This window comes from Amycolatopsis sp. NPDC051102 (assembly GCF_040682815.1).
GTDB lineage: Bacteria > Actinomycetota > Actinomycetes > Mycobacteriales > Pseudonocardiaceae > Amycolatopsis.
Genome location: NZ_JBFBBT010000003.1, coordinates 696,205 through 720,845, shown reverse-complemented (window position 1 = coordinate 720,845; position 24,641 = coordinate 696,205). Strand labels below are relative to the sequence as shown.

At 72.7% G+C, this 24,641-nt stretch carries 23 protein-coding genes and 1 pseudogene; 12 read left to right on the top strand and 12 right to left on the bottom strand.

The genetic code is table 11. From position 1 onward, the window contains the following. Positions 1–100: 100 nt before the first annotated feature. Both AB0M93_RS13975 and AB0M93_RS13970 read right to left on the bottom strand, forming a co-directional pair. Entirely contained in the window at positions 101–715 is a 615-nt protein-coding gene (locus AB0M93_RS13975) for a carboxymuconolactone decarboxylase family protein (RefSeq protein WP_364272599.1), read from the bottom strand. A gap of 13 nt (positions 716–728) precedes the next feature. Further along, a complete protein-coding gene (locus AB0M93_RS13970; RefSeq protein ID WP_364272596.1) occupies positions 729–2,156 on the bottom strand; it encodes a DUF5685 family protein in 1,428 nt (475 codons plus the stop codon). Positions 2,157–2,260: 104 nt separating this feature from the next. Here AB0M93_RS13970 and AB0M93_RS13965 point away from each other — a divergent pair, with 104 nt between their 5' ends. After that, positions 2,261–2,779: a DUF402 domain-containing protein gene (locus AB0M93_RS13965; protein ID WP_364272593.1), complete on the top strand. Its 519-nt coding sequence runs from the start codon at positions 2,261–2,263 to the stop codon at positions 2,777–2,779. 121 nt (positions 2,780–2,900) lie between these two features. Here AB0M93_RS13965 and coaE read toward each other — a convergent pair whose 3' ends face one another. After that, a complete protein-coding gene (gene coaE / locus AB0M93_RS13960; RefSeq protein WP_364272589.1) occupies positions 2,901–4,085 on the bottom strand; it encodes a dephospho-CoA kinase in 1,185 nt (394 codons plus the stop codon). A 176-nt stretch (positions 4,086–4,261) separates the two neighbouring features. Between coaE and AB0M93_RS13955 the strand changes: the two genes are divergently transcribed. Further along, positions 4,262–4,510 carry a hypothetical protein gene (locus tag AB0M93_RS13955; protein WP_364272586.1) on the top strand — a complete coding sequence of 83 codons (249 nt, stop codon included), beginning with the start codon at positions 4,262–4,264 and terminating at the stop codon, positions 4,508–4,510. On the opposite strand, the gene AB0M93_RS13950 is transcribed toward AB0M93_RS13955, so the two are convergent. Then, positions 4,507–4,953 (bottom strand): OsmC family protein, encoded by a 447-nt coding sequence (locus AB0M93_RS13950; RefSeq protein ID WP_364272583.1) that lies wholly within the window; start codon positions 4,951–4,953, stop codon positions 4,507–4,509. The two genes, AB0M93_RS13955 and AB0M93_RS13950, sit on opposite strands and share 4 nt — an antisense overlap. A 161-nt stretch (positions 4,954–5,114) precedes the next feature. On the opposite strand from AB0M93_RS13950, the gene AB0M93_RS13945 reads away from it, so the two are divergent. Continuing rightward, on the top strand, positions 5,115–5,729 hold the full coding sequence (locus AB0M93_RS13945; protein WP_364272907.1) for a TetR/AcrR family transcriptional regulator: 615 nt from the start codon (positions 5,115–5,117) through the stop codon (positions 5,727–5,729). 83 nt (positions 5,730–5,812) lie between these two features. On the opposite strand, the gene rpsA is transcribed toward AB0M93_RS13945, so the two are convergent. Then, positions 5,813–7,312 (bottom strand): 30S ribosomal protein S1, encoded by a 1,500-nt coding sequence (gene rpsA, locus AB0M93_RS13940; RefSeq protein WP_364272580.1) that lies wholly within the window; start codon positions 7,310–7,312, stop codon positions 5,813–5,815. A 325-nt stretch (positions 7,313–7,637) separates the two neighbouring features. Here rpsA and AB0M93_RS13935 point away from each other — a divergent pair, with 325 nt between their 5' ends. From AB0M93_RS13935 to AB0M93_RS13910, 6 genes are all read left to right on the top strand, one after another. Further along, complete coding sequence (locus AB0M93_RS13935) at positions 7,638–8,489, top strand: class I SAM-dependent methyltransferase (protein WP_364272904.1); 852 nt, start codon at positions 7,638–7,640, stop codon at positions 8,487–8,489. Beyond that, complete coding sequence (locus tag AB0M93_RS13930) at positions 8,486–9,400, top strand: GNAT family N-acetyltransferase (protein WP_364272578.1); 915 nt, start codon at positions 8,486–8,488, stop codon at positions 9,398–9,400. The genes AB0M93_RS13935 and AB0M93_RS13930 overlap by 4 nt, the downstream gene beginning before the upstream one ends. 22 nt (positions 9,401–9,422) lie before the next feature. Then, a complete protein-coding gene (locus tag AB0M93_RS13925) occupies positions 9,423–10,343 on the top strand; it encodes a GNAT family N-acetyltransferase (RefSeq protein WP_364272575.1) in 921 nt (306 codons plus the stop codon). A 163-nt stretch (positions 10,344–10,506) separates the two neighbouring features. Then, complete coding sequence (locus AB0M93_RS13920; protein WP_364272572.1) at positions 10,507–11,190, top strand: ABC transporter ATP-binding protein; 684 nt, start codon at positions 10,507–10,509, stop codon at positions 11,188–11,190. Beyond that, entirely contained in the window at positions 11,187–13,085 is a 1,899-nt protein-coding gene (locus AB0M93_RS13915; RefSeq protein ID WP_364272569.1) for a YhgE/Pip domain-containing protein, read from the top strand. The genes AB0M93_RS13920 and AB0M93_RS13915 overlap by 4 nt, the downstream gene beginning before the upstream one ends. Next, positions 13,082–13,654 (top strand): TetR/AcrR family transcriptional regulator, encoded by a 573-nt coding sequence (locus AB0M93_RS13910; RefSeq protein ID WP_364272566.1) that lies wholly within the window; start codon positions 13,082–13,084, stop codon positions 13,652–13,654. Before AB0M93_RS13915 ends, AB0M93_RS13910 begins: the two co-directional genes overlap by 4 nt. 85 nt (positions 13,655–13,739) lie before the next feature. Here AB0M93_RS13910 and AB0M93_RS13905 read toward each other — a convergent pair whose 3' ends face one another. Beyond that, positions 13,740–14,201: a hypothetical protein gene (locus AB0M93_RS13905; RefSeq protein WP_364272563.1), complete on the bottom strand. Its 462-nt coding sequence runs from the start codon at positions 14,199–14,201 to the stop codon at positions 13,740–13,742. Between the two features lie 207 nt (positions 14,202–14,408). Then, positions 14,409–15,164, bottom strand: coding sequence for a helix-turn-helix transcriptional regulator (locus tag AB0M93_RS13900; RefSeq protein ID WP_364272560.1), 756 nt, complete (start codon positions 15,162–15,164; stop codon positions 14,409–14,411). A gap of 86 nt (positions 15,165–15,250) precedes the next feature. Here AB0M93_RS13900 and AB0M93_RS13895 point away from each other — a divergent pair, with 86 nt between their 5' ends. Then, entirely contained in the window at positions 15,251–16,180 is a 930-nt protein-coding gene (locus AB0M93_RS13895) for an NADP-dependent oxidoreductase (protein ID WP_364272557.1), read from the top strand. Between the two features lie 195 nt (positions 16,181–16,375). On the opposite strand, the gene AB0M93_RS13890 is transcribed toward AB0M93_RS13895, so the two are convergent. The 3 genes and pseudogenes from AB0M93_RS13890 to polA all read right to left on the bottom strand — a co-directional run bounded on the left by AB0M93_RS13890 (position 16,376) and on the right by polA (position 21,451). Continuing rightward, positions 16,376–17,977, bottom strand: a complete 1,602-nt coding sequence (locus tag AB0M93_RS13890) for a serine protease (RefSeq protein ID WP_364272554.1) — start codon at positions 17,975–17,977, stop codon at positions 16,376–16,378. A gap of 102 nt (positions 17,978–18,079) precedes the next feature. Further along, positions 18,080–18,625 (bottom strand): annotated as a pseudogene (locus AB0M93_RS13885) (EF-hand domain-containing protein); the annotation flags it as partial. An 84-nt stretch (positions 18,626–18,709) separates the two neighbouring features. After that, positions 18,710–21,451, bottom strand: coding sequence for a DNA polymerase I (gene polA, locus AB0M93_RS13880; protein WP_364272551.1), 2,742 nt, complete (start codon positions 21,449–21,451; stop codon positions 18,710–18,712). Between the two features lie 62 nt (positions 21,452–21,513). Here polA and AB0M93_RS13875 point away from each other — a divergent pair, with 62 nt between their 5' ends. Then, a complete protein-coding gene (locus AB0M93_RS13875) occupies positions 21,514–21,954 on the top strand; it encodes a hotdog fold thioesterase (protein WP_364272548.1) in 441 nt (146 codons plus the stop codon). Between the two features lie 4 nt (positions 21,955–21,958). After that, a complete protein-coding gene (locus tag AB0M93_RS13870; protein ID WP_364272545.1) occupies positions 21,959–22,930 on the top strand; it encodes a LysR family transcriptional regulator in 972 nt (323 codons plus the stop codon). Here AB0M93_RS13870 and AB0M93_RS13865 read toward each other — a convergent pair. After that, positions 22,896–23,657, bottom strand: coding sequence for a prolyl oligopeptidase family serine peptidase (locus AB0M93_RS13865; protein WP_364272543.1), 762 nt, complete (start codon positions 23,655–23,657; stop codon positions 22,896–22,898). The genes AB0M93_RS13870 and AB0M93_RS13865 overlap by 35 nt on opposite strands. A 93-nt stretch (positions 23,658–23,750) precedes the next feature. After that, entirely contained in the window at positions 23,751–24,545 is a 795-nt protein-coding gene (locus AB0M93_RS13860) for an AfsR/SARP family transcriptional regulator (protein ID WP_364272541.1), read from the bottom strand. Positions 24,546–24,641 lie beyond the last annotated feature (96 nt).

Here is a 24,641-nt window from a genome sequence, read left to right as displayed (position 1 = left end):
AGTAGGCCGACCCACCGACAATTTCTCGGGGGTTCGGGTGGCGGAGCCCCCGACCTGGGGCGAAGCCCCAGGTGTCACTGCCAATTTCCGTCGGCCCTGGTCAGCGGGCCTGGAACACCGTGACCGAGGTGACATCGGCGCCGTCGACGACGCAGTGCAGGACCGCCCCGGGGACGTCGCCGTCGTCGCCGAAGCACGAGACCAGCACCCGGTCGGGGCCGGTGGCCTGGGCCTCGGTGCGCGGAAACTCCGTCAGCACCCCGGCGACCTCGCCTTCGGGCGCCGCCAAGTACGCGAGGACGACCTCGCGCGGCGACAGCGGGGGCGGGATCGGCAGGCCGTGCCCTTCGAAGAGGCGGTTCAGCTGGTCGGCGGCCGAAACGGCGCGCGGGAACCCGGCGAACGCAGCCGTCTGCACGACGACTTCGCAGATCTCCGCCGGGGAGAGGCCCGCGGCCAGCCCGGTGCGGAGGTGCACGCTCAGCGGCGGCCCGACCATCCCGGCGGCGACGATCGCGGCGAGGCTGACGGCCTCGCGGGTGCGGGCGTCCAGCGCCGGCCGTTCGTGCAGGTGGCCGTAGACGGTGCCGACGGCCAGCTCGCCGAGGGCGGGGATGGTGGCGAAGAGCGCGTCGAGGCGTGCCTTGCCGCCATCGACGAGCCCGGCGAAGTTTTCGCGGCCTCGGTCGTGCAGTTCGGCCATCGGTTCGGTCATCGTCCCGCTCCCCTCAGCAGTTGCAGTCACAACAGCTGCAACAGTCGCAACACCCGTCGCAGCCGCCGCAGTCGCAGCCGCCGCAGTCGCACCCGTCGCACGTGCTCACCGGTTCCCCGCTCCACGGCCCAGGATAGGGATCGCGGCAGCAGAACTGGCAGGTGCAGCACATGTAGGGCGTGAGGGCGCAGCCGAGGAAGAAGTTGCGCTTCTTGGGCGGGACGGCGAATTTGGGGTACCAGAGGCCGCCGCCCTTGCCGTCGTGCGGGCCGGGCTTGCCGGGGCCGGGGTCCTCGGGGCCGCCGGGACCACCTGGGCTCCCAGGACCACCTGGGCCGCCGGGACCGCTGCCGCCTGGACCGTTCGGACCGCCCGGTCCCGGAGCACCCGGCGGCGGCACCGGACCCGGCGGCGGGAACCCGTGCGGCTGCGGGGAACCACCCCAGCCGGACGGCCCTTGCTGCGGCGCCGGTCCGGGCCCGATCCAGCCAGGCGTCTGGTGCGGGTGTTGCGGCGGTGTCGGCCCCGGCCCGATCCAGCCGGGCGGCGGCTGCTGCCCGGACGGCCGTGGGCCGTGGCTGTGAGCCGAGCCGTGGCCGAAGGCCCTTCGCACCGCCTGGCGCAGCTCATGGACCAGCAACGCGTGCACCAGCCCCGGCTGCGCGAACTCCACCTCCCGCAGCGCCAGCTCCACCCCCAGCACGGCGTCGTCACACAGCCGCCGAACCTCCGCCGGCCCGGTCCCCGTCGCCAGCAACGGGTTCCACGCCCCCGCCGCCGCGTCCGCCGCGTGGTCCTCGACCGCGTCCAGCAAGTGCGCGACCCGGCCGAACAAGCGGCCCGCCTCCGCCAGCGGGGCCACGTTTCCCGGCCGGCCCGCGAGCTCCGCTGTCCGGGCGAACGCCGCCGCCGTGGCCCGCTCGGCCGGCTCCGTCACGATCAGCGGCGAGTCGCCCAAGCGCACCGACGACTCCAGTGCGCCCTGGCCTTCGACCGCCTCCGTCAGCACCGATGTGTCGAACCCGACGCGGCCGCCCGTGCGGCTGCCCTGCTCCGCCCAGCGGGCCGCGACCCGGCGGGCCGCTGCGGCGACCGGGCGGCGGCCGAACGCGCCGTCGCGGTCCTCGACGTGGTCGCCGACCTTCGCCGCCGCCAGCACCAACGACACCGCCGCCGCCAGCTGGGCGCCTTCGCCGCGGGCCACCGAGGCCGTCCGCATGCCGCGCAACGGGCAGGGGCCCGCCGCTCGCCGACCGTCCGCGCGCGGTGTCTGCGCCTCGACCAGCACCGAAATGACCAGGCCGTCGTAGTTGGTCACCACGCGGGCGAGCTGGCCGTGTTCGTCGCGCAGCGTGAGGCACAGCCCGCACAGGTGCGCCTGCCAGTCCGCGTGCAGGCCGGCGGCCAGCCGGTGGCGGCACGGCCGGATGATCCCGAACATCCCCAGTCCCCTCGATTCCCCAGCGGTCGGCGCACCTTAGCCCGAACGCCTGACGCCCGGGGCGGGAGTTCGCGTTTCGTGACCGGCCCGGCAGGATGACCCGCATGGCCGCACTGCACCCCCCGAAGGTCGAGGTCTTCGACCCCGCCGCACGCGCGAACACCGACCCGAAGGGCGTCGTGCGCGCGGTCGACGAGTTCCGCGAAGAGCCGTTCGGTCTCTACCTCGCCCGCCCCACGCCGGGCCGCGCGCAGTTCCACTACCTCGAGTCCTGGCTGGTGCCCGGGCTCGGCCTGCGCTTCACCGACTTCTGGTTCTCCCCCGGCCACGAACGCGACCAGGACTTCTACCTCGACGTCGTCCGGGTCCACCGGGACGGCCCGCGCTGGGTGGCGACCGACCTGTACGTCGACATCGTGCTCAAGGACAAGCTCTCCCTCCGCGTGATCGACACCGACGAGCTCCTGGAAGCCCTCGAAGCCGGCCTGGTCACCGCCGCAGAGGCCGAGTACGCGCTGAAGGCCACCTACACCGCCGTCGAGGGGCTGGCCGCGCACGGCTACGACCTCACCGCCTGGCTGGCCACCCGGGACATCGCGCTGACCTGGCGGCGCCACCCCTAGCCCCGGCGGCGCCGGACCCGGGCACGTCCCACCGCCGGCCGCTACGGCTACTTCGGGGACGAGCTGTACTTCCGCGCCGCCGGCAAGCACCTGGCCTGGGGGTACACCGACCAGCCGCCGCTCAGGGCGTCCAGCCGGTGGCCGCCGCCCACTTCTCCGCGCGGGCGAACACGCCGTTGACGAACTCCTGCTTCTCGTCGGTGTACGCCTCGAACGTCGGGTCGGCGGCGTGCGCCGCGGCCAGCCGCAGCTTCACGTCGCGGTAGTCGTCGCGCTCGGCCGGGTTCGCGCGCACGAAGTCGCGGAAGAGCAGCGCGAGCCGCCACGCGGGCGTCTCCATCGACCGGACGTGCAGGTTCACCGGGCGGCGCGGATCGGCGCCGACGTGCATGCGCTTGGGCCACGTCCCGTCACCGTCCTGGGCGTCGTCGCACCAGTCGCCGGCCAGCCGGGGGAACCCGGCGTCCGCCAGCAGGTCCCCGAGCGTGTCCGCGTCGTCCAAAGTGGACACGGTGAGCTGCAGGTCGAGGATGTTCTTGGCGGGCAGGCCGGGCACGGCCGTGGACCCGATGTGATCGGCGCGGCGGGCGAGCTGCCCCGCCGCCGCGCGGACCCGGGCCAGCACCCGCTCGGCCTGCGCGGGCCAGGTCAGGTCGTAGTCGTCGATCTTCGGCGACATCGGCGGCCGCGGCCGGCGCAGCCGGACGTTCGCCTCGAACGACACCAGCCGGTCCGCCCAGAGCGCGTCGACCTCGGCGAGCACGGCGTCTTCGGCACCACCGTTGTCGAGCCAGACGTCGGCGACGGCGCGGCGCTGCTCGGTGCTCGCCTGCGCCCGGATCCGCGCCCGCGCGTCCGCTTCGGCCATCCCGCGCGCCGACACCAGCCGCCGCACCCGCACCTCGACCGGCGCGTCGACGACCACGACCAGGTGGTAGGCCGTCGCAAGGCCGTTCTCGACCAGCAGCGGGATGTCGTGGACGATGATCGCGTCCGGCTTCGCGGCCGCCATCAGCTCCCCGGTGCGGGCACCGACGAGGGGGTGCACGATCGCGTTCAGCCGCCGCCGCGAGTCGTCGTCGGCGAACGCCTTCGCGGCGAGCACGGGCCGGTCGAGCGAACCGTCCGCGGCCAGGATCTCCGGGCCGAACTCGGTCACCAGCCGATCGAGCCCCTCGGTGCCGGGCTCGACCACCTCGCGGGCGATCCGGTCGGAGTCCACCAGCACGGCACCGTGTTCGGCGAGCCGGTTCGCCACGGTCGACTTCCCGGCCCCGATCCCACCTGTCAGCCCCACACGCAACATGCCGATCACCCTAGCCAAACAGCCGCTGTCCAGGGCTCCGCCCCGAAGAACCCCCGATCCGCAAGTGATCGTGACGCGTGACTCAACCGATATCCGGACACGCCGTGTTGCTTACCCACGCGGACCCGCGCAAGTGCGTACGGTGCCCGCGACGAAGAGCCCACGGCGGAGGAACGATGGCGGACAGCAAGCACGTCGGGAGGCACCGGCTCGGCACGCCGGGGCTGGTGCACTGCCTTCTCCACCGCCCGGTGGCCGACGCGCTGGCGGACTACCGGCGGACCTGGCTGAGCACCCTGCTGGTCCCGGCCAAGCACAGCTTCGCCGGTCTCCGCCGCAAGGCCCGCGCCGCGGCGCTCGAACGCATCTGGGTACCGTCGGTCAGCCCGGCCGGCTCCGCCGCGGTGACCGTCCGCGTCGCCTAAGAGCGGGTCTCTCGCGTCTCGATCGCGATTTCCGCCGACAACGTCCGGTGCACCGGGCACTTGTCGGCGATCAGCATGAGCCGGGCGCGCTGGTCGTCGTCGAGGTCCCCTTCGAGGGTGATCTCGCGGGTGATCCGGCTGAGCATGCCCCGCTCGGTCTCGCACCTGGCGCAGTCTTCGGCGTGGATGCGGTCGTGGCGCAGCCGGATCGTCGCCCGGGTCAGCGGGATGCCCTTGCGGTCGGCGTACATCCGCAGCGTGATCGCCGTGCACGAACCCAGCGACGCGAGCAGCAGCTCGTACGGGTTCGGGCCGGCGTCGGCGCCGCCGACCGCGACCGGTTCGTCGACGAGCAGTTCGTGGGTCGCCGTCGTGACCTGCTGCGTGTAGGTGCCGTCGCCGCTCGCGGTGACGACGACGGTGCCGGGCTCGGGGTGGTCCATCCGCGTCGGTCCTCCAGGAGTTGCGGTGCTCGGATCCGGACATCCCGAACATTCCCAAGACGCCGCGGATATCGTATCTTCTGCTGCGGGTGGGTCACCCGGACGCCGCTCGCGCCGGGCTGCCGCGAAGGGGGTGCGCCGTGGCCACCAGGCACTTGCCGATGCGGCCGGCCGACCAGGGCGGCCGCGAGCGCTACCTCGAAGCCGCCTTGTCGGTGCTGGTGAACCGGGGCGTCCCGGGGCTGACCGTGCGCGGGGTGGCCGAGGCGGCCGGCGCGTCGACGCTCTCGGTGTACGCCCGCTTCGGCGGGCGCGCGGGCCTGCTCGACGCCCTGTACGAGCGCACTTTCGACTCGCTGCGGGAGTTGCTGGAGGGGCTGCCGCCGTCCACTGAGGACGGCGTCGGGGACCTGCTGCACCTCGCGCTGGAGTACCGGCACTTCGCCCGGGAGAGCCCGACCCGCTACGCGCTGATGTTCGAGCGCCCGGTGCCCGGGTTCGATCCCGATCCGGCACTGCGCTCGGCGGTGCTGCGGACGACGTTCACCCTCTTCATCGCCCGGGTCCAGCGGGTCTGCCCGCCGGGCGCGGACGCCCGGGCCACCGCCTACCAGCTGTGGACGACCATGCACGGCCTGGTCGGCTCCGAACTGATGCTGGCCTCGCGCCGGCCGCTGGCGGACTGGTTCATCCCGCCCACCGAAGAGGCCAACGAGGACATGTACCGCCGCGGTGTCAGCGCGATGATGGCCGGCCTCGGCCTGCGCAACCGCTGACCTGCCGGACCGGACCGGAAACGACGGAACCCCCGGTCCACTGGGGACCGGGGGTTCCGTCGTTCAGCTCAGAGAGCTAGTGCTCACGCACCGCCGGAGAGCTTCTCGCGGAGCGCCGCGAGCTGCTCGTCGGAGGCGAGGGTGCCACCGCTGCTCTTCGAGTCGGCCGGGGCCGAGCCCGAGGTGTAGCTTTCCGCGCCACCCTCGATGCCGGTCGCCGCGTCCGCCGCCGCTTCGGCGTCAGCCTCGACGGCCTTCTGGACCTGCTTCATGTGGGCCTCGTAACGAGTGTGCGCCTCGGCGTACTGGCGCTCCCACTCCTCACGCTGCTTGTCGAAGCCTTCCTGCCACTCCTGGGTGTCCGGGTCGAAGCCTTCGGGGTAGATGTAGTTGCCCTCGGCGTCGTACTCGGCGGCCATGCCGTACTGGGTCGGGTCGAACTCGGTGTCCGGCGTGACACCCTCGTTCGCCTGCTTCAGCGACAGCGAGATGCGACGGCGCTCGAGGTCGATGTCGATGACCTTGACCATGACGTCGCCGTTGACCTGGACGACCTGCTCCGGGATCTCGACGTGGCGCTCGGCCAGCTCCGAGATGTGGACCAGGCCCTCGATGCCCTCTTCGACGCGGACGAACGCACCGAACGGAACCAGCTTGGTGACCTTGCCCGGCACGATCTGGCCGATCGCGTGGGTGCGGGCGAACTGGCGCCACGGGTCTTCCTGGGTCGCCTTCAGCGACAGCGAGACGCGCTCGCGGTCCATGTCGACGTCCAGGACCTCGACCGTGACCTCCTGGCCGACCTCGACGACCTCGGACGGGTGGTCGATGTGCTTCCAGGACAGCTCGGAGACGTGCACCAGGCCGTCGACGCCACCCAGGTCCACGAAGGCACCGAAGTTGACGATGGACGACACGACGCCCTTGCGGACCTGGCCCTTGGCGAGCGCGTTGAGGAACTCGCTGCGCACCTCGGACTGGGTCTGCTCCAGGTAGGCGCGGCGGGACAGGACCACGTTGTTGCGGTTCTTGTCCAGCTCGATGATCTTCGCCTCGAGCTCGCGGCCGACGTACGGCTGCAGGTCGCGGACGCGGCGCATCTCGACCAGCGACGCGGGGAGGAAGCCGCGCAGGCCGATGTCCAGGATGAGGCCGCCCTTGACGACCTCGATGACGGTGCCCTTGACGGGCTCGTCCTTCTCCTTGAGCTCCTCGATCGTGCCCCAGGCGCGCTCGTACTGCGCGCGCTTCTTGGACAGGATCAGACGGCCTTCCTTGTCCTCCTTCTGGAGAACCAGGGCTTCGACCTCATCGCCGACGGTGACAACCTCAGCCGGGTCGACATCGTGCTTGATGGAGAGCTCACGCGAGGGGATGACACCCTCGGTCTTGTAGCCGATGTCGAGCAGGACCTCGTCGCGGTCGACCTTGACGATCGTGCCTTCGACGATGTCACCATCGTTGAAGTACTTGATCGTCTTGTCGATAGCCGCGAGGAAGTCTTCCTCCGACCCGATGTCGTTGATGGCGACCTGCGGGGCCCCGATGGGGGCGGTCGGGGCGGTGGCGGTGTCGGTGGTCATTAGGCGGGTTGCTCCGGTGGATGGGAATCGAGGGTTGGCAGTTGTCGGCGCGATGGGCTGCAGGCGGCATGCAACGACCCTTGCGAGCAAACGTCCACCAGTGAACGACCGCGGCATGACCCGCATACGGTGCGCGACCCGAGTCCCAACCAGAAGCTGAGCGGAAGGCAGCGCGAACCCACTGCGCTAACACTTATCCTACGCGGCAGCCGCTAGGCGGCACAATCAGGGTCCCCCTGGCTCGCTAAGGTCCTCGCGGAAGCAAACCGCACGCACCGAGATGCAGGTGGAGCAGCTGAGGCCCACCGGGACCGGAGACACCATCATGCCACCGGAGGAGGCGCCCGCGCCGGGGCGCCACGACGCCGCGGAGCACCGGCTGGGCACCACGGCGGTCGCCTACCGCGAGGTCGGCGGGGCCGAGGCCGCGGCGGCGAACCTCGCCTGGTGGGACGCCGACGCCGACGACTACCAGGCCGAGCACGGCGGGTTCCTCGGCGACGCCGACTTCGTCTGGTGCCCGGAGGGGGTCCGCGAGGCCGACGCGCGGCTGCTGGGCGACGTCCGCGGCAAGCGCGTGCTGGAGGTCGGCTGCGGGCAGGCCGCGTGCGCGCGCTGGCTGGCGGCCCAGGGCGCGCACCCCGTGGCGACCGACCTCTCGGCCGGCATGCTGCGCCACGCCCGCGAGGGCAACGCGCGCACCGGCCTGGCCGTGCCGCTCGTGCAGGCCAACGCCGAGCACCTGCCGCTGGCGCCGGGCAGCTTCGACGCGGCCTGCTCGGCGTTCGGCGCGATCCCGTTCGTGGCGTCGGTGGACGCGGTGTTCGCCGAGGTGCACCGGGTGCTGCGGCCGGGCGCGCCGTGGGTGTTCTCGGTGACTCACCCGATGCGGTGGATCTTCCCCGACGACCCGGGCCCGCAGGGGCTGACCGTCACCCAGCCGTACTTCGACCGCACGCCGTACGTCGAGGTCGACGACGAAGGCACCGCCACCTACGTCGAGTACCACCACACCCTCGGCGACTACGTGCGTGCGCTGGCGGGCGCCGGGTTCACCCTCACCGACCTGGTCGAGCCCGAGTGGCCGGCCGGGCACACGCGGGTCTGGGGCCAGTGGAGCCCGCTGCGCGGCAAGCTGTTCCCGGGCACCGCGATCTTCCGCACGCACCGCTCGTGAACCCCCTCGAAGCGCAGCAGAACGCCCGCTTCGCCGCGCTCGACCCGCTGCTCCCGCCGATCGCGGCCCCGCCGTCGCCGTCGAGCGAACCCCTGGTGGCGACCGCGGGCGGGCGCCGGGCCGGCGGCCTGCTGACGCACGTCGTGCACGCGCCGGGGTCCTGGCCGGCGCTGTGGGGGCCGGCGGAGATCCGGGACCTGACCGCGGTGCCGGGCGACAGCGGCGCGGCCGGCCTCGCGGCGCTGCTCGGCGCGTGGCGCGACCGGCTGCGCGGGACACCGGCCGGCCCCGACTCGGCCTGCACGCTGACCTGGCCGAGCCGCGACGCGGAGGCGACGGCGGTGCTGCTGGCGCACGGGTTCGCGCCGATGACGTGCCTGGCGGTGCGGCCACCGGACCCGCCCGGCGAGCCGGGGCCGGCGGGGGTGACCGTCCGCCGGGCCGGCGAGGGCGACGTCGACGCGCTGACCGAGCTGCGGCTGGCGGAGTGGCGCTACACGTCGCTGGTCGGCACCGCGGTGCCACGCCCGGGCGCGGCGGCGCTGCTGCGCGCGGAGGTCGTCCGCTCGCTGCGGTTCAGCGGGCTGGTCTGGTTGGCCGAGACCGACGGCGTGCCGACGGGCATGGCCGCCTGCGCGCTGGCCTCGCCCGCGCCGGGCGACAGCATCCACGGGCGGCTGCTCCCGGGCCGCTGGGGGTACGTCGACACGCTGTCGGTGGCCCCCGCCGCCCGCGGCGGCGGGGTCGGCCGGGCGCTGATGGCGGTGGCGCACCACGAGCTGGTCCGGCCCGGGACGCGCGGGACGTTCCTCTTCTACCACCCCGCGAACCCGCTTTCGCCGGTGTTCTGGCACCGGCAGGGCTATCGTCCACTGTGGACCATGTGGATCCGGCGCCCCGCCTGGTCCTGACCGCAGGCTCCGAAGGGGGACCATGGACATCGCCGAGCCCCTGCTCGCGGCGCACCGGGCACGCTTCGCCGCGGTCGACGCGCTGCTCCCGCCCGCGGCGCCACCGGCGGGCGGCGAGCGGCTGGACGCGGCGACCGCCGACGGCACCCAGGTCACCGGTGTGCTGCAGCGGCAGCGGCTGGCACCCGGCGACGTCCCGATGCTGTGGTCGGCCGCCGACACCTGGCAGCTCTTCCCGTACTTCGGCGCGACCGGCACCGAAGGCGCGGACCTGCTGCTGCGCGCGTTCAAGCGCCGGCTCGCGGCCGAGCAGACCGGCGACGACTCGGCGTGCGTGGTCGTCTGGCCCAGCCGGGACGCCGAGGCGATCCGCGCGTTCCTCGACCACGGCCTCGTCCCGCTGTCGGCGGTCGGTGTGCGGACCGCTCCCCCGCCCGAAGCCGAGCCGGGCGTCACGATCCGCCGGGCCGGGCCGGGCGACTTCGCCGCGGCCCTGGCGCTGGCGGCGGCGACGTTCGACTACACCGGGCTCGTCGCGGCGCCCCGCCGGGCCAACACGGCCGAACTGCTGGCGCCGTCCCTGCGGGCCGCCCTCGCCGAGGACGAGCCGCCCGTCTGGCTGGCCGAAGCGGACGGCGAGACCCGCGCGTTCGCGCACTGCGCGTGGATCGACGCGGTGCCGGGCAGTGAAGCGGGCGAACTGCTGCCGGCGGGCCGCTGGGGCTACGTGAACAACGTCGTGACGGCGCCCGGCGAGCGCGGCGGCGGGTTCGGCCGGGCGCTGATGGCCCACGTGCACCGGGAGCTGCACCGGGGTGGCGCGACCCGGACGTACCTGTACTACAACCCGACCAACCCGCTGTCTTCGGTGTTCTGGCACCGGCAGGGCTACCGTCCGCTGTGGACGACGTGGGAGGTGCGCCCGGCGTCGGCGCTCCGGTGAGGCCGCGCTGCGCGGCTGTCGCCGAAATGCGACAGTCAGCCGGCGGCCACCGGCACGCCACCCACAAGTGTGACGTGCGTCCGGTGATCTTGCCGCCACCTCCGCCCGGGACTAGCTTTTGAACTGACCGGTCAGTTCAAAAGTTGTCGAAGCGGGAGAAACCGTGCAGGTCCGAGCCGATCGGGTGTCCCTCGAAGGGCACCACGGCACCTTGTTACCGCCCACCTCACTGACCGTCGGCGAGGGCGACCTGGCGATCGTGCACGGCGAACCCGGCGTCGGCGTCACCGCGTTCGGTCTCGCGCTGGCCGGCCGCCTGAAGCCGACCACCGGCACCGTCCACGCCGAGGGCGTCGACGCACCCCTGACCGAGCTCGTCGCCGTCGTCGACGCCCCGGGCGTCAGCGAACCCGACGACGCCCTGCCGCTGCACGTGGTCGTCGGCGAAGAGCTGGCGCTGGCGCACCGCCCCGCGCGCAAGGAGGACGTCGCCCGCTGGCTCGCCGAGCACGACGCCGCGCCGTTCGCCGGCACGCGGTTCGAGAACCTCGTCCCGGCCCTGCGCACGCGGCTGCTCACCGAGCTCGCCGCCGAGCGCAAGGGCGTGCGCGTGCTCGTCCTCGACACCCCCGACCGGCACACCAGCGACGTCGACAGCTGGGCCGGGCTCGCGCGCGAGCTGGCCGGGCGCGGTCTCGCCGTCGTCGTGCTGACCGCGACCACCCCGCTGTCCGCGCTCCCCTCCCCGCCCGCGCGCCTCGGCGCCGCCGAGCAGCCGGAGCCGCAGCGCCACGCCCCCGCCCCCACCGAAGAGCTCCCCGAGAGCACTGACGAGGTCTCCGAATGAACGCCTTCCGCATCGCGCGCAACGAGCTGCGCCGCCTGTCCACCGGCACGCTGCCGAAGCTCGCGCTGGTCGCGCTCGTGCTGGTGCCGCTGCTCTACGCGTCCTTCTACCTCTACGCGAACTACGACCCGTACGGCCGGCTCGACAAGCTGCCCGCCGCGGTCTTCACCAGCGACACCGGCGCGAAGGACTCCACCGGGCATGACCGCAACGTCGGCCGCGAGGTGACCGACGAGCTGGTCAAGTCCGGCACCTTCCAGTGGCACGAGGTGTCCGAGCAGGAGGCCCGCGACGGCGTCCGCGACGACAAGTACTCGTTCGCCATCGGCATCCCCAGCGGCTTCTCCGCCGCGCTGCTGTCGGTCGGCAACTTCCAGCCGCAGCAGGCGACGATCACGCTGACCACCAACGACGCCAACAACTACCTGTCCGGCACGATCGCCAAGCAGGTCGCCGAGCAGGTGCGCAAGACGATCGCGGAGAAGGTCGGCAGCGAGGCCGCGGACCGGTTCCTGGTCGGCTTCTCCACGATCTACGCCAAGATCCAGGAGGCGTCGAACGGCGCCGCGCAGCTCGCCGACGGCGCCACGCAGCTCAAGACGGGCCAGCAGAAGCTGGCCGACGGCGCCGCCACGCTGGCGGAGGGCTCCGCCAGCCTCGCGACCGGCCTGGGCACGATCAAGAGCTCCACCGATTCGCTGCCGTCGAAGACGCAGCAGCTCGCCGACGGCGCCTCGAAGGTGGCCGCCGGGGACCAGAAGGTCGCCGACGCGGCTTCGGTCGCCGCCACGGCGTCGTCCGACATCCAGGGCAAGCTCGACTCCTACCGCAGCCAGCTCCAGACGGACCTGCGCGACGCGGGTGTGCCGGACGCCCAGATCCAGCAGATCCTGGCGCGCGCCGACCAGCTGCGCTCCCCCGTCGACCAGGCGAACAGCAAGATCCAGCAGGCCAACGGCGACCTCGCCAAGCTGGCCGACGGCGCCCGCCAGGTGTCCGACGGCGCGGCCCAGCTCGCCGCGGCGTCCCCGCAGCTCGCGAGCGGCATCGCGCAGGCCTCGGGCGGCGCGAACAAGCTGAAGGACGGCGCGTCCCAGCTCAGCGACGGCGAGAAGACCGCGGTCTCCGGCACGAACCAGCTCGCGGACGGCGCGGTGAAACTGCGTGACGGGCTCGCGGCCGGGCTGAAGCAGATCCCGAACCCGGACGACCCGACCCGCAACGCGACGGCCAGCACGATCGCGGACCCGGTGGCGGTGAACGCCAACGGCGAGGCGTCGGCGGGGACCTACGGCGCCGGCCTCGCGCCGTTCTTCATCTCGCTGGCCACCTGGATCGGCGCGTTCGTGCTGTTCCTGATCCTGCGCCCGCTCTCGACGCGCGCGCTGACCGCGGGCGCGGCACCGTTCCGGGTCGCGGTCGGCGGCTGGCTGTCCTCGGCCCTGCTGGGCATCGCGCAGGTGATCGTCCTGTTCGGCGCGGTGACGTGGCTGGTCGGCATCCACATCGCGCACCCGCTGGGCGCGATCGGGTTCGCGATCCTGGTGTCGCTGACGTTCACGTCGGTGGTGCACGCGCTCAACGCGTTCTTCGGCGCGGTCGGCAAGTTCCTCGGGCTGGTGCTGCTGGTGCTGCAGCTGGTGAGCGCGGGCGGCACGTTCCCGTGGCAGACGATCCCGGACGCGCTCTACCCGCTGCACGTGGCGCTGCCCATGGGCTACGCGATCGACGGCTTCCGCCACCTGTTCTACAGCGGCGCCTCGACGGGGCGCATCCTCGGCGACATCGGCGTGCTGGTGGCCTACCTGGTGGGCGGGGTCCTGGTTTCGACGCTGGCCGCCCGCAAGCGTCGCGTTTGGACGGTGTCGGCCCTCAAGCCCGAGCTGAGCCTGTGAGCGGCGGGACGAAGCAGAAGCTCTTCGAGGCGACACTGGAGCTCTCGAAGAGCCGGGGCCTGGTGGGCCTGACGGTCGACGACATCGCGGCCGCGGCGGGCGTCGCGAAGGGCACGGTGTACTACAACTTCGGCTCCAAGGACGGCCTGGTCGACGCGCTGCTGCGGTACGGCGTGGACATGCTCGCGCTCCGGCTGCGCGCCGCGGTTTCGGACGCGGATCCGCTGGACGTGATCGAGGCCCAGGTCGACACGACGCTGGAGTTCATCGCGCAGTACCCGGGGTTCTCGCAGATCCTGGTGAGCGAGCTGTGGCGGACACCGGGTCAGTGGCACGGGACGTTGTCGCTGCTGCGCGAGGAGATCATCTCGATCGTGAAGCAGCAGCTGTCCCGGCTGGACGAGGCCGGGCGGCTGCCGGACGGGGTGCAGATCCCGACGGCGGCGGCGGGGCTGTTCGGGACGATGCTGGTGGTGGCGCTGGACTGGCAGGTGTTCGGGCCGCAGCGGACCCGCGCGGAGGTGCGGGACGCGGTGATGGTGCTGATCCGGGGGCTGGGCCGCCGGTAGGGCGCTCGCCGGGGACACCGGCCGGTTCGGTGACACGCCGGCCGTCGGCCGAGGTGGCCGGGCGCTCGGCCCGGCCACCTCTCGATCACGGGTGGAGGTACTTCTTCGTGTCGAGAGTGGTGTTGTTCTCGTCGACGAAGTAGAACCTGACGAAGGCCGGGCCTCCCGCGATGTCCACCGGCACGTTCATGGTGTCCGTGTACGTGGTGTCGCAGACCCACCACGAGTAGGCCGACCCTTGTTTCACGCCGTTGGCGTCGTACCCGTACGCCACCAGCTGGCGGCAGCCGTAGGCTTTGATCGAGTAGTCGACGTCGACGGATCGCTGGTGCCACCGCACGTGGCCGAGGGCGTAGCTCGCGCCGTATTCGAGGTGGAACTCCGAGCTGGGATCCGCTGCGGGAGCCGCTGGTGCCGCGGTGGCGACCGGCGCTCCGGCCAGAACGGTCGCCGCCACGGCCGCGGTCACGGCCGCGGCCGCCTTCACGCGGGTGAACGGAACCGCCGAGCCTGCTCGATCCGGGTGTCGGACTCCGGTGCTGGCCATTGTTGATCTCCCTCTCGTCAACACGTGTTCGCTGGCGACGGAAGCTTGGCAACGTTCCCTGCAATAGCACTGCAGTCCTACGGAACGTGGCGGGTCGGAGGCACTTTCGGCCTCGGTTCGGGGAGGGGTCTTGCATGCCTGATGTCCGATTCGGTGGAGATCAAGGGGCGGCGGCTGGTTCACCCACCTCGAAGGCCGGCCGGCGTGTCAGCGAGCCGCGGCGCGGTAGCGACCGGGTGTCTGGCCGACGAGGTCGGTGAAGGCCTCGATGAAGCTTCCCGGATTCGCCCAGCCCAGGCGGATCGCCGTGTCGGTGACCGACGCACCCGCGCTCAGTTCCAGCAGGGACCGCTGAACCCGCAGCAGTGTCCGCCACTGGCGGAAGCTCATCGACAGCTCGCTGCCGAACAGGCGGCTGAGGGTGCGTTCGCTCGAACCGGTCCGGTGCCCCAGTTCGGCCAGGGTCGCCGGACCGGCCGGATCGGCGTGCAGCAGGTCGGTCACGGCCTTGAGGCGGGCGTCGCCCGGCTCGGGGAGGCGCAGCGGTTCCTGCGGAGCGCGGGCGAGCTCCGTGAGGACGACCTCGAGCAGCAGCCGGACGCGGGGACCGTCGGCCGGGTCGTGGTCGCCCGCCAGCGCGAGGTAGGCCTCGCGCATCAGCGCACTGGCCGCGAAGACCGAGGGCTGCCCCGGCAATCGCCCGGCCTGGGCCGCCGGCACCCGGAGCAGCCGGATCACGGTCTCGCCGTGCGAGCGGCTGCTGTGGACGTGGAACGGCGGCACCCAGGTGATGCGGTTCGCCGGCGCCACCCAGGTGCCGGCCGCGGTCGTGGTGACCAGTGCCCCGGAGGCGGCGTACCTGAGCTGGCCGTAGTCGTGGAAGTGCGCGGCGACGTCTTCGCCGTGGGCCAGGGGCCCGCAAGCCGCCGCGACAGCGCCGTCATGGTCCACCGGCTCGGTCATGACCCCCACCCTACGGCGGCGGGTTTCCGGAATTTCCTGTCGGGACACCGGTGGTACGCCGCCGTGGCGGCGATCATGGTGGAGGCATGCGGATCATCACCCAGCACACGCTCGGCGGCCCCGAGGTCCTGACCGTCGTGGACGCGCCCGAGCCCCGCCCTCAGCCGGCCGAAGTCCTCGTCCGCGTCAAGGCGATCGGGCTGAACCCCCTGGAACCACGCCTGCGGGCCGGGGAATTCCCGCTGTTGGGCCCGCCGCCGTTCACCCTCGGCTGGGACGTCAGCGGAGTGGTCGAGGAGGCGGCGCAGACGTGGCGGTTCCGGCCCGGTGACGAGGTGTTCGGGATGCCGCTGTTCCCCCGGGCGGCCAACGCGTACGCCGAGTTCGTGGCCGCGCCGGCGTTGCACCTGGCCCGCAAACCGGCGGCGCTTTCCCACGTCGAGGCGGCGGCGTTGCCGATCGTCGGGCTGACGGCGTGGCAGGGCCTCGTCGACCTCGCCCGCGTGACCGAGGGCGACCGCGTCCTGGTCCACGGCGGTGGCGGCGGGGTCGGCCACGTCGCGATCCAGCTCGCGAAGTCGCTCGGCGCGCACGTGATCACGACCGCGGGCGCGGGCAAGCGGGACTTCGTCGCGAGCTTGGGCGCCGACGAGGTCGTCGACTACACGACGACGGATTTCGCGGAGGTGGTCAGGGACGTGGACGTCGTGCTCGACACCCTCGGCGGCGACACGGCTGCGCGTTCGCTCGGGGTGCTCCGGCCCGGGGGCCATCTCGTGACGGCGGTGGCGGAGGAAGACACGGAGTTGATCGCGAAGTTCGAGGCGGCCGGAATGCGGTTCAGCGGGATCGCGGTCGATCCGGATCCGGTGGCGCTGCGCGGCCTCGTGGAACTGGTGGAGCTGGGGCGGCTTCGGGTCCACGTGCAGGAGACGTTCCCGTTCGAACGCATCGCCGACGCACACCGGCTGATCGAAGGTGGTCACTTGCGCGGGAAGGTGGTGCTCACGGTGTGATCCGCGGGCCGCGGGCCGCGGGGGCGCCCCCGTTTCCACATTACCGGCAGGCACCGACAATTCCGGCGCCGCGAGCCGAAGGTCCAGGTACGCCAACCGACCCGCCCGGCACGCGAACCGACCGCTCCGGCACGCGAACCGACCGCCGAGGTACGCGAGCCGACCGTCCAGGCACGCGAGCCCCGGCCGGCTTGCTCAGCCGCGGTCCTCGATGCGGGCCCGGACCGCCGCCGCGTACGTGTCCACCGCCGTGACCGCTGCCGTCAGCTCGCACGGGCCGTCGATCAGCAGTCTCTTCGCCGGGATGTACGCCTGCTCGACCTCCGGGTCGCCCACCAGGCCGTGCTCGCGGGCCAGCTCGTGGTCGCCCGACAGGCGGGCGCGCAGCTCCTCGCGGCGGGCCACCAGGCCGTCGAGGACCGCTCGCTGGCGGCGGCCGTCCTCCACTGCCGGGGCCACCGCGTGCTCGTGGCTGTCGATGTGGCGCTCCACCCACTCCGCGTCGCCGTCCACTTCGGCCGACCGCAGCTGCTTCAACGCGCCCTTCAGCCGCTGCGCGCGGGCCGGGAGCATGGCGACACCCGTGAAGCGCGTTGCCACGCGCAGCTGGTACGCCTCGATCTCCGCCAGCTCCGCCACCGCCTGGGTCAGCACCTCCAGCCGGCCCGCGAGGTCGTCCGGGGCCGGGCGGGCCTGGCCCGTGCTCGCGCGCACCGCCGCCACCCCCGGCGAAGTCTCCTCGCGGAAGCCCAGCAGCAGGCGGAGGCCGAGCTCGGCCGCCCGGCCGGCCAGCGGGGCCAGCACCTCGCCGACGAGCCGGTCGGGCTCGGCGGAGTCGTCGATCGCGTCGACGACCAGCGTGCGGCCCGCGACCCCGTTGGTGAGGCGGTCGGCGATGCGGTGCCGGACGGCGTCGGCCGTGCGGCCGGTCGCGTCGACGGCGAGGTCGACGCTGCCCGGCGGGGGCATCTCGCCGAGCGCGGGCGGCAGGCCGGGCACGCCGAGGGAACGTTCCCGGTCGGCGAGGACGATCCCGAACCGCAGCGCCGCCGCCACCGGCGAGCCGGCCTCGCCCGTGTCGACGACCCAGACCGTGCCCGGCTCCGCGTTGGCGAACCAGTCGGCGACGCGCTGCACGAAGGACACGTCGACGGCCTCGCCGACCGGACGCGAGAAACTCGCGTCGACCGCCGGGCTGCCCGAAGTCCAGATGCTCAGCTGGGGCAGGTGCCCGAGCATCGTCTCCACCGGCACCATCCACGTGCCGGTGTCCTTGCCGACGACCATGCCGACGACGTGCCCGGTCGCTTCGTCGAGCACCGCCGTACCGCCGAAGCCCGGCCCGAGCGGTTCGGCTTCGGCCGTGCGGAACAGGCGGACCCACTCGCCGCCGGTCTGCTCCGGGCCGCCGAGCCGCGCGTGCGTCCAGCGGCCGACCGAGCCCGGCGGGAACCCGAACGCGCGGACGAGCTGGTGCTCGCCGAGCGGCATGCGGTGCAGCGGGGCGCGGAACACGCGGGATTCGGGACGTTCCAGGCGCAGCAGGGCGAGGTCGCCGTGGCCGCCGCCGTCGGAGGGCACCCAGCAGCCTTCGACGACGGTCGCGGTGCCGGGCATCGCCTCGGCCAGGCCGACGAAGTCGACGCTCAGCGCGGCGCGCGGGCCACCGGCGGTCTCGACGACGTGCGCGCTCGTGAGCACGTGGTACTCGTCCAGTACCGTGCCCGCTCCGCACACCCGGCCGAGTTCGTCGTGCAACCGGACCCGCCAGCGTCGTCGCTCACGCTCGAACCCCATTCGGCGGACCCTACGCCGTGATCGCCACGCGTTGGCGCCGACCTCCCTACCCAGCGGTAATGGCTCACCCGAACGGAGTCGTCCGTTCGGCGCAACGCCGGATCACACTCGCCCGAACACGCGGCTACCGGGGGCGGCCGGGTCGTCGCCGGCCCAGAACTCGAACCAGTGCCCGGTGAACTCCTCGCGGGAGAGGCGGCCGTCGCCGTCGGTGTCGAGGAGGGCGAAAACGTCCTCCGACGGCGTGCCGACGCCGTTCCAGGCCGCGATGAGGCGGTCGTACTCGGCGGCGGAGATGACGCCGTCCCCGTTTTCGTCGACGGCTTCGAACATCGCCTCGGCGGTGCCGGTGACCGCGCCCGGCATCCGCGGGAGTTCGTCGACGACCTGGAGGACCTGGTCGAGGCTGACCTTGCCGTCGCCGCCGGCGGCGTCGTCCAGGGTGCCCCACCAGCCCATCATGATGCCGGTGAGCCGCCGCCCGTCGGGCGTGCTCGCGTCGGTGCCGCGGAGGTCGAGCCACCGGGCGGTGAGCGCCCGGAAGTCGGCCTCCGTCAGGTACCCGTCGCCGTCGTGGTCCAGGGCGCCGAAGACGCCGGAGATCTTGCGCCGCTGGAAGTCACTCGCCATGGCGCCCAGCATCACCGCGGCGCGTGCCGCCCGGCGACGTCCGCCCGAGTACTACCGCGCCACGACCCGGTGATCCGGGCCGTGACGCTGCGTGAGCAGGATCTAGTGCGCGGCTTCGTTCCACGACCGGCCGTAGCCGATCGACACCTCCAGCGGCACGGCCAGGGCGTACGCCGAGCCCATGCCCTCGCGCACCAGCTTCTCCAGCTGTTCCTTCTCCCCGTCCGCGACCTCGAGCACGAGCTCGTCGTGGACCTGCAGCAGGATCCGGCTCTTCAGCTTCGCCTCGACGAGCGCGCGGTGGACGTTCAGCATCGCCACCTTGATGATGTCGGCCGCGCTGCCCTGGATCGGGGCGTTCAGCGCCATTCGCTCGGCCATCTCGCGGCGCTGGCGGTTGTCGCTGTTGAGGTCCGGCAGGTAGCGGCGGCGGCCGAAGATCGTCTCCGTGTAGCCGCACTTCGCCGCTTCGCCGACCACCGAGTGGAGGTAGTCGCTGATGCCGCCGAAGCGGGCGAAGTACGCCTCCATCTGCTCCTTGGCTTCTTCGGTGGAGATGCGCAGCTGCTGCGAAAGCCCGTACGCCGACAACCCGTACGCCAGCCCGTACGACATCGCCTTGACGCGATAGCGCAGCTCCGGCGTGATCTCCTCCGGCGGCATCGAGAACGCCCGCGACGCGACGAACGTGTGCAGGTCCTCGCCGGAGTTGAACGCCTCGATGAGGCCCTCGTCCTTCGAGAGGTGCGCCATGATCCGCATCTCGATCTGGCTGTAGTCCGCGGTCATCAGCTCGGTGAAGCCCTCGCCGACGACGAAGGCGTCGCGGATGCGGCGGCCTTCCTCGGTGCGGACCGGGATGTTCTGCAGGTTCGGCTCGGTCGACGACAGGCGCCCGGTGGCCGCGATCGTCTGCAGCAGCGTGGTGTGGATGCGCCCGTCGTCGGCGACGGACTTGATCAGCCCTTCGACCGTCGTGCGCAGCTTCGTCGCGTCCCGGTGCTCCAGCATGTGCTGCAGGAACGGGTGTTCGGTCTTCTCGAACAGGCCCTGCAGCGCCTCGGCGTCGGTGGTGTAGCCGGTCTTGGTGCGCTTGGTCTTCGGCATGCCCAGCTCGTCGAACAGCACGACCTGCAGCTGCTTCGGCGAACCGAGGTTGATCTGCTTGCCGATCACCGCATACGCCTCTTCGGCCGCCTGCGTGACCCGCGAGAGGTAGTGCGCTTCCAGCGTGGTCAGCTGCTCCAGGTCGACGGCGACGCCGGCGATCTCCAGTTCGGTGATCACTTCCAGCAGCGGCAGCTCCAGCTCGGCGAGCAGCTTCGCGCCGCCGATCTGCTCGAGCTCCTTGTCGAGCGCGCCGGCCAGCTCGAAGATCGCGCGGGCCTTGACCAGCTCGTCCTGGATCTCCTTCTGCTCCAAGCCTTCCGCGCCGCCGTCGAGCAGCGACAGCTGCCCGTCGCCGCCGTCGGTCTCGGAGCGCAGCTCGCGGTGCAGGTAGCGCAGCGCGAGGTCGTCCAGCTCGAACGTGCGCTGTCCCGGGCGGACCAGGTACGCGGCCAGCGCGGTGTCCATGGCTAGCCCCGAGAGGGCCCAGCCGCGGGCGCGGATCGCGTGCAGCGGGACCTTGAGGTCGTGGCCGACCTTGCGGACGGCGCTGTCGGCGAACCAGGCGGCGAGCGCGGCGTCGTCGGCCTGGTCCATCGCCGTGACGTCGACATACGCGCCTTCGCCGTCAGCCGTTGCGAAAGCGACCGCACGCAGGTCGGACCGGACCGACGCGCCCACCGCGCGGAAGGACAGCGCCACCGGCTCGCCCGCGCCCGCGTGCGCGGCCAGCCACGCACCCAGCGCACCGGGCGCCAGCGCGGACCCCGAGACCTCGAAGCCTTCGTCGGCCTCCGGCTCGGCGCTCTGCAGGGTCGCGAACAGCCTGTCCCGCAGCACGCGGAACTCCAGCTCGTCGAACAGCGCGTGCACCGCCTCGCGGTCCCACGGGCGCAGCTCCAGCCCGGACGGCGCGATCTCCAGCTCGACGTCCCGGATCAGCTCGGTGAGCTGCCGGTTGAGCTGGACCGAGGACAGGTGCGCCCGCAGCGCGTCGCCGACCTTGCCCTTGACCTCGTCGACGCGGTCGATGAGGTCGTCGAGCGAGCCGAACTGCTTGATCCACTTGGCCGCGGTCTTCTCGCCGACACCGGGGATGCTCGGCAGGTTGTCCGACGGGTCGCCGCGCAGCGCCGCGAAGTCCGGGTACTGCCGCGGGGTGAGGCCGTACTTCTCCTCGACGGCGTCCGGGGTGAACCGGGTCATCTCCGAGACGCCGCGCTTGGGGTAGAGCACGGTGACGTGCTCGGTGACCAGCTGCAGCGCGTCGCGGTCGCCGGTACAGATGAGAACGTCGAAACCGTCCGCGGTCGCCTGTGTCGTGAGCGTGGCGATGATGTCGTCGGCTTCGAAGTTCTCCTTGACCAGCGACGGGATGCCGAGCACCTCGAGGACCTCCTTGACCAGGTCCACCTGGCCGCGGAACTCGTCCGGCGTCGTGCTGCGGTTCGCCTTGTAGTCGGCGTACGTTTCCGAGCGGAACGTCTTGCGCGAGAGGTCGAACGCCACCGCGAGGTGGGTCGGTGCTTCGTCGCGCAGCAGGTTGATGAGCATCGAGGTGAAGCCGAAGACCGCGTTCGTGACCTGACCGGTCTTCGTCCTGAAGTTCTCCGCGGGCAGGGCGAAGAACGCGCGGTAGGCCATCGAATGGCCGTCGATCAGCAGCAGCTTCGGCCGCTCGGCGAGGCTGGTGTTTCCTGTGGCGTTGGCAACGGTCGTCTTCTCACTCGGGCTCACGCAGCCGAGTCTAGGCTGAGGGTCCGACACTCTTACGTGTCGCATAGGAACAGGAGCTTTGTGTGACGGAAAGTGCCGCCCCCATCGACGTGGAGCGGCTGTCGGGCATCGACCCGGCGGCGGCGGACCAGCAGCTGAACGACAAGGTCGGGATGAAGCTGCTCGAGGCGACGGCCGAACGCGTGGTCGGCACGATCCCGGTCGAGGGCAACCTCCAGCCGTACGGCCTGCTGCACGGCGGCGCGAACGCCGTGCTCGCCGAAGCGCTGGGCTCCACGGTCGCCGCGCTCAACGCCGGCCCCGGCCGGGCCGCGATGGGCCTGGAGCTGTCCTGCACCCACCACCGGGCCGTCCGCTCGGGCACCGTCACCGGCGTGGCGACGCCGCTGCACGTCGGCCGCGGCACGATCACCGCGGAGATCGTGCTCACCGACGACGAGGGCCGCCGCACCTGCACCGCGCGGCTCACCTGCGTCGTCCGGGACCGGCCGCCGGGCGCCTGAGCCGGTGGACCTCGACCTCGCCCAGGTGCGGGCGTTCGTGGTGACCGCGGAGCACCGCCACTTCGGGCGGGCCGCCCAGGCGCTGTTCCTCACCCAGCAGGCGCTGTCGAAGCGGATCCGGAAGCTCGAAGACACCCTTGCGACGCCGTTGTTCCTGCGCACGCCCCGCGCGGTCGAGCTGACCGCCGACGGCGAGCGGTTCCTCCCGCACGCCCGCGAGCTGCTGCGGGTGGCAGGCGCCGCGGTCGCCGCGGTGGGCGCCGAGGACCGGCCGCTGCGGCTCGACGTCCTCGACTACCGGCTCTCCCCCATGTTCCTGCTGCGCCGCCTCGCCGAGCGCGAACCGGCGCTGGAGATCGACCGGGTCGCCGGCGGCGGGTTCGCCGCCGCGGTCGAGCCGCTGCTGTCCGGCGAGCTCGACGCCGCCTTCGGCCGGGTCACCGGCGGCGAGCGGCCGCTGCCCGAGGAGCTGGAGCACCGGGTCGTCCGGCTCGAGCCGCTGGTCGCGCTGCTCGCGCCGGAGCACCCGCTGGCCGTGCAGGACGTGCTGCGCCTCGACGAGCTGCGCGCCGACGGGATCTGGCTGCCCGGGCTGCGCGGCCCCGCCGAGTGGCTGTCCTACCTGCGGGAGATGTGCACCCGGTTCGGCGTGCCGATCGACGACTCCGGCGTCAGCTACGACCTGCGGCACACCCTCGAGCAGACGCGGTACGGCAAGCGGCGCGTCACCCTGGCCGGCGCCGACATGGAACTGGCGCCGGACCTGAACCTGAAGGTGCTGCCGTTCGAGCCGTCGCCGTTGTTCCCGTGGTCGCTGGTCTGGCGCCGCGGCAAGGCGCACCCCGCGCTGCGGCGGCTGCTGGCCGTGGCCGGGCGCACCAGCCGCGAAGAGGACTGGTGCGCCCAGGACCCGGACCACACCTGGCTGCCGGAGGACGACGTCAGCCTCGCAGCCGCCGCGCGAACCACTCCGTGAAGGCGGCGTCGACGCGCGCCGCCGCCGGCGTCCCCGGCGGGAACTCGTGCGCCATCCCGTCGACCGTCACCAGCTCGGCCCCCAGCTTCTCGCGCAACGCCTCGGCCGGCTCCCGCACGGCGATGTCGTCGTCCGCGCCGGTGACGACCAGCAGCGGCGCGGTCAGCTCGGCCGCCCGGTCGACGAAGTCGTAGCGCGCCGCGACCGCCCGCGAACGTTCACTCCAGGCGTAGGACACCCCGAAGCGGCGCTCGTTGGCGGCGATCACCGGCGTGAGCTGGACGACCGGGCTCGCGACCGCGGCCGCCGTGATCGCGGCGGCCCCGCGCGCCAGCACCTCCAGGGCCACCAGGGCCCCGGCCGAGCCGCCGAACACCCCGAGCGGCCCGGTCGCGCCCGGCAGCCGGTCGCGCAGCTCGGCCAGCGCCGCCGGGAACTCGCCCGCGGCCTGCTCGGTCACCGGCCCGAACACGTTCAGCACGGCGTCCTCGCTCGCGCGCCGGAACACCTCGTCGTGACCGCCCTCGGGCAGCCGCTTCCCGGACAGGGGCAGCCCGAAGTAGACGCGCCACGCCTGCAGGCCCGCCATCGGGACGGCCTCGGCCATCGCCTCCTCACCGGCCGGCGCGTCCATCAGGTGCCAGCCCGCCAGCAGGGCCGCCGGCGCGTTCGCGTCCGCCGGCGGCACCGCCACGAACGGCACGCCGGCCGCGATCCCTTCCACCATTTCGCTCTCCTCGGTTTGCTTGTGCCCCAAGCAAACCGCCGGGCGCGGGCCGCGTCCAACAGCCGTTCCGGCACCGGCGACAACCGATGGTTGTCAGAAGGCGTCGCCGATCAGCGTGCCGTCGAGGATCATCTGCTGGATGCCCTGGAGGTCTTCACCCGGTTCCACCCCCAGTTCGGACACCAGGAACCGGCGTGCTCTGCGGTAGGTTTCCAGCGCCTCCGCCCGGCGTCCCGACGCGTACAGCCCCCGCATCAGCTGACCCCAGAACCGTTCCCGCAACGGGTGTTCGGCCACGACCCCGTACAGGACGTCGAACACGTCCTCGTGCGCCCCGAGCAGCAGCCGCGCCTCGACACTCCGCTCCAGGACGGCGAGCCGGCGTTCCTCCCACCGATCGGCTTCGGCGCGCAGGGCCGGCCCCACCGCGGGCAGGCCGTCGAGCAGGCCGCCCCGCCACACCGAGAGGGCGCAGTCGTAGCACCGGGCCGCCCGTTCGGTGTCCCCCGTCCGCTCCGCCCGGTCACCCGAGACCCGCCAGTACTCGAACCGCGCGACATCGCATTCGTCGTGCCGCACGAGCAGGCGGTAGCCGTCGGGCTGGGTGACGATGCGCCGGCCGTCACCGGGATCACCGAGCACGCGCCGCAGCGCGGCGATGTAGGTCCGCAGGTTCGCCCGCATGGACGCGGGAGGTCTCCCCCAGACCGCGCGGGCCAGGTAGTCGACCGTCGCCACCCGGTCCGCCCGCAGCAGCAGGGCGGCCAGCACGGCCCGCTGCCGCGGCCCGCCGACCGCGAGCCGCCGTCCCCGGTCGCGTACTTCGAGCGGGCCGAGCAGCCGGAACTCGATTTCCCGGTCCGTTGTCACACCGTGCGCGATGGCCATGATCCGCTCCCCTCCTCCGGCCCGTCCGGGCCGTCCTCCTGATGGTCATCCTGTGCTGCGAAAGGTCCTTCCCTCCGGCCGCGCGGCCTGTGCGGC